The 4101-nt window shown below is 55.7% G+C and carries 4 protein-coding genes and 1 pseudogene; 1 reads left to right on the top strand and 4 read right to left on the bottom strand.

The annotated features are described in order from the left end of the window. Positions 1-186 (top strand): annotated as a pseudogene (locus ACLP2E_RS12655) (hypothetical protein); the annotation flags it as partial. Here ACLP2E_RS12655 and ACLP2E_RS12650 read toward each other — a convergent pair. From ACLP2E_RS12650 to ACLP2E_RS12635, 4 genes are all read right to left on the bottom strand, one after another. Then, positions 183-1217 (bottom strand): glycosyltransferase, encoded by a 1035-nt coding sequence (locus ACLP2E_RS12650; protein WP_442466142.1) that lies wholly within the window; start codon positions 1215-1217, stop codon positions 183-185. The pseudogene ACLP2E_RS12655 and the gene ACLP2E_RS12650 overlap by 4 nt on opposite strands. A gap of 99 nt (positions 1218-1316) precedes the next feature. After that, positions 1317-1997, bottom strand: coding sequence for a polysaccharide deacetylase family protein (locus ACLP2E_RS12645; RefSeq protein ID WP_442466141.1), 681 nt, complete (start codon positions 1995-1997; stop codon positions 1317-1319). Between the two features lie 58 nt (positions 1998-2055). Next, on the bottom strand, positions 2056-3768 hold the full coding sequence (locus ACLP2E_RS12640; RefSeq protein WP_442466140.1) for an HAD-IIIC family phosphatase: 1713 nt from the start codon (positions 3766-3768) through the stop codon (positions 2056-2058). A 128-nt stretch (positions 3769-3896) separates the two neighbouring features. Continuing rightward, positions 3897-4101: hypothetical protein (locus tag ACLP2E_RS12635; protein ID WP_442466139.1), on the bottom strand; the 205-nt coding region annotated here is incomplete at its 5' end.

Here is a 4101-nt window from a genome sequence, read left to right as displayed (position 1 = left end):
GACGTTGAATACAGCCGCCTGTCGGTCGCCTTCTCCTGGATCGGTTCCGACGAAGGCGATGAAGTTTCGGGCGAAGGCTACGCTGAATTGCTCGATGATGGCTCGATCGAGATCGAATTTGCCTATCGAAACGGCGACGAAGCCGTCCTTAAAGCCAAGCGCGAGCCTTTTTCAGCAGCCTGCTAGCGCGCCAATTGTTTCAGCAAACGATCCGGACGCCCTGTTTCGCCCTTTACGCCGGCGCTCCAACCGGCGAGAGCTGTGCGAAAGTTCTTCATCGCGCCCGAAGCCAGGAACTCGAGGGTTCGCGCCAGAACCATTGCGACCGTCCAGGGATACCAGCCGGGGTGATTGCGGCGCACAAATAGCAGGCGATTGCGGTAATCGAGATAGACCGAGAGTTGCGATCGAGTGCGGCGACTGGAGGCGGAGCCAATGGTCGTTCCCCCAATATGCGACACGACGGAATCGAAAGCATAGCCAATGCCGCAGGCCGCTTTCGCGTGCATTCCCCAATCGAAATCCTCGAAATAGAGAAAATATCTTTCGTCCATCAGGCCGATACGCTGGACGCATTGGGTGGTGATGTAGAACGAGGCGCCCGACGGAGAATCGATGCGCCTTTCCACATCTTCGGGATCCGGGCGATGCGAAGCGGGAGTAAAGTTGTCGACGCCAAGCGTCCTGCCTTCCCAAAAGCTCCATTTCAAGCCGCGCGACAGGATAATTTCCGGACGACGATGGCTAAGGAGCCGACTTCCGACCATTCCCTTGTCATGGGTTTCGGCGAAGTGGACGAGCTCTACAAGCGCCTTGGGATCGGCGAATGTATCCGGATTGAGAATCCAGAAGCCACGCCAATCGTCCTGGTCAATGAGCCGCCGGATCCAGGCGTTGATTCCGCCTGCGTAGCCAAGGTTTTCTTTGGACTCGCCAATCGACACAGGGAGATTGCCATCCGCGGTCAAAAATCCATCGACGCGATTGAAGATGGAATCTTCACTATCATTGTACTTCAGCGCCCCGAGATGTGGGTTTTTGCCGTGGCGGAGCAGATCGACCAAGCCTGAATAGGCGGCGCTTCCGCCATTCTCGGAAATGAAAATCTCGAACGGGTAAGCGCGATCGCATTTGCTCAGGGCGCTCAGGCATGCGGCGACTTCGTCGGGATTGCGATATGAAACAATGATGACGGCGACTTTTCCACTTGTTGTCATCGACCTTTCAACCTTCTTGCGAGCGCCTCGGCGCGTTCAGGCGACCAAGGCGTCGGCACAGGAGGGCCGTTTCGTGTCGCAAATAATATTCAATCACCTTCAGGCTCTGAAACCGATCGCGCCGAGTGCGTTTTTGACGGTAAGGATCTCGCAACCTGCCTGCTGCGCCATATCGATGGCGCTTTGCAGCAGCGCGGGCGTGCATCCAAATGGATTGGGCTTATCGTCGACATCGTGGGTGTAAAGATTGAGCCAGGCGTTGGTCGCGGCGGCCTGTTTTATGAGCGCTCGCAACGCGCCTTCGTCAGTTCGTGCCGAATAAAGTCGCGACGCCCGCAACGCGCCCAGATCGACCGATCCAACATTCAAACCTTCATTGGTCGAGCGGCAGGCGGGAAATCTTTTTTGCAACAGGAGTTTGCTTCGAACGGACATGTCGCCGAAAGGATAGGCGAAGGTGGAAATCTTGTAATCGTCTAGGACCCCTCTGAGAAATGACGAATTTTCATCGAGGTCCTTCCCGATTTCAGCGCTTGAATAGCGCGGAACACGGATATGCGAGGCCGTATGGCATCCGATCTCATGTCCGCCGTCTATAAGAGCGCGGAGATCGCTGGTTTCATAATATTTGATCCCGTCAACTTCCCGGTCGCGAAAGGTCTCGCAGAAGTAAAATGTCCCCGCGACGCCCCGGCTAGCCAAAAGGCCAGCGCCGTTTACGACGGCGGATTTAGGAAAATCATCGAACGAAAAGGAAACAATAGGTCTGGTGTTGCGCATTTTGACGGTTCGCAACGTCAAATATTTTGCGACGCGCCGTTCAGCCGCATAATAGACTTTACTGAGTCCCATTGGCTTCCTCCACGGCCCGGGCCGCCGTCAAATCGCTCACATCGACAATGTCCTTGTCGACGAGATGGTCGCCGCCGGGCGACAGGTAATATCCCAGATCCTCAGACGGTTCGAACTGCATGTCCTTGAGCGCTTGCAGAGACGGGCCATTTTTTGCGGTCGGCGTAAACCGGACCTTGAGCCGATCGACGCCCTTTTGCTTGGCGAGCGTCTGAAGCCAGCCAAAAAAAGCGTTATCGACTTTCTTGCTCTGGACTCGACAGCTCATGAAAAAGTTTTCAACGGTAAATGTTACAACGTCGACGACAGCGAAGCCGATGACGCCATAGTCGCCGAAACGATCGGAACAGCTCAGAACAAATCCCGACAGCGCCGTTGACGTCAAAAGCGCCTGAATATCCGCCATCGGCAGCCGCTTGCCAGCATAGTTGAGTTGATTCGTCCTTTGCGCGAGCTCGAAGACACGGTCGATGTTGCCAGCAGTGATGTCGCTGATCGCCAGCCGCAAATGGCACGATTTCAGGAATTGGACGAATTCGCTGCCCGACTCGCTCAATATCGCCTGCCGGCTTTCCTCTTCGCGGTACATTTGACGCCGCCGCGCAGCCTCCGCAGTGGCAGGCACGTTGAATTCGGGGCTGGCGCAAAGAAGGTCGATATCCTGATCCGAATAAATGGAGACGCCTGGATGCGTCGCCTGCACTTCGGCGCGCTCGAACGGCTGGTCGTCGACGAAGGCAAAGGAATCGACGCCGAGATTAAGGCTTTGGGCAATCGCTTTTATCGCCATGCTCTTTGGGCCCCAACTAATCTGGGGGGCCAGAAAATATTCGCTCAAACCGAATTTCTCGAGCGCCGCCATTGCGTCCGCGGGATTGTTCTTGCTCGCCAACGAGTGCAAAATACCGCGCCGGTCCAGTTCCTTGATGGCCGCGACGGCGTTTTGATTGAGCTTCAGCTTGTCAAAGCCGTCCTCGACAAGAATGCCCTGCCAAAGCGTGTTGTCGAGATCCCAGACAACGCATTTGCATTTTTTGCCCGACTGAGGCGTCTCTACGTCGGCGGATAGCACTTTGACGGGATTCGTTTCCTCCTTATCTAGCCGGAAGGTCACGAAATCGGCGACGGTAATGATAAGCTCCCGATCGTTCCAGGCGCCGAGCGGCTCGATCTGAAACAGATTGTCCTGCGACATATCGATCAGCCCGCTGATGTCCTGGATCTTGATCTCGGTCTTGTTATAGCCGGGATAGATTTCGATGTGGCGCTGAAAAAAACGATTGGCCGGTTGCTTTGACTTGATCGAAACGGTCAGTGTGGCGGCGCCGTCGCCCATCAAAACACATTCCAGCACGAATGCGTCAGCAACCCAGCGCCTCCCCGCACTGGTGAACAGCGCCGCCTTGCGGGCGTCCCAACGGGAGGCCAGCATGTAGGGCAGCCGGTGCAGCGGCGGCAGCACATCGAATGACCGATGGACCAGACCGTCGACGAAATTGAGCGTTTCGATGCGAGCCGGCGCAACGGGAACGGGGCTGCCAGTCGCTTCAAGTTTCCCCCATTTACGGAAAGACAAACTCATGCCGCGCACCCGCGGATCGTTCCTGGCAAATACCCGTACAAGGCCCTGTTTAAAACGACGGCATTTGAGGTCTGCCCGCGGTGAGTAGAAGGAGCAGGAAGCATAGCAGGCCGGCATCGCGCATTCGCTGCAATGTTCGCCCCAAACGAGCAGAGACTGAGCCGCCAACGCTTGGCGAGTCGCATTCATGCGCGCGAGAACGTGATCATCGAAAACAATGGCGACCTCGCGGCTTTCGCCAGGCGCTATTTGTTGCATCGCCTATGCTCCTGCTTTCGACAAGGCCAATACATTCGACTGCCAAGAGAAACCGCTTCACCCAGGCGCATCAGCCCTATCCCCGAATGGAGCTTATGTCTATCTAAATAAGAGAGTAATTTCAAACCTTTAGAGTGTGAAGTTTTATTCTTCTCCATGGCGTTTTTGTAACGACGCAATGTGGACAGGAAC

The sequence above is a fragment of the Rhodoblastus sp. genome, assembly GCF_052145335.1.
Classification (GTDB): domain Bacteria; phylum Pseudomonadota; class Alphaproteobacteria; order Rhizobiales; family Beijerinckiaceae; genus Rhodoblastus.
This window is presented reverse-complemented; position numbering and strand designations above follow the sequence as displayed.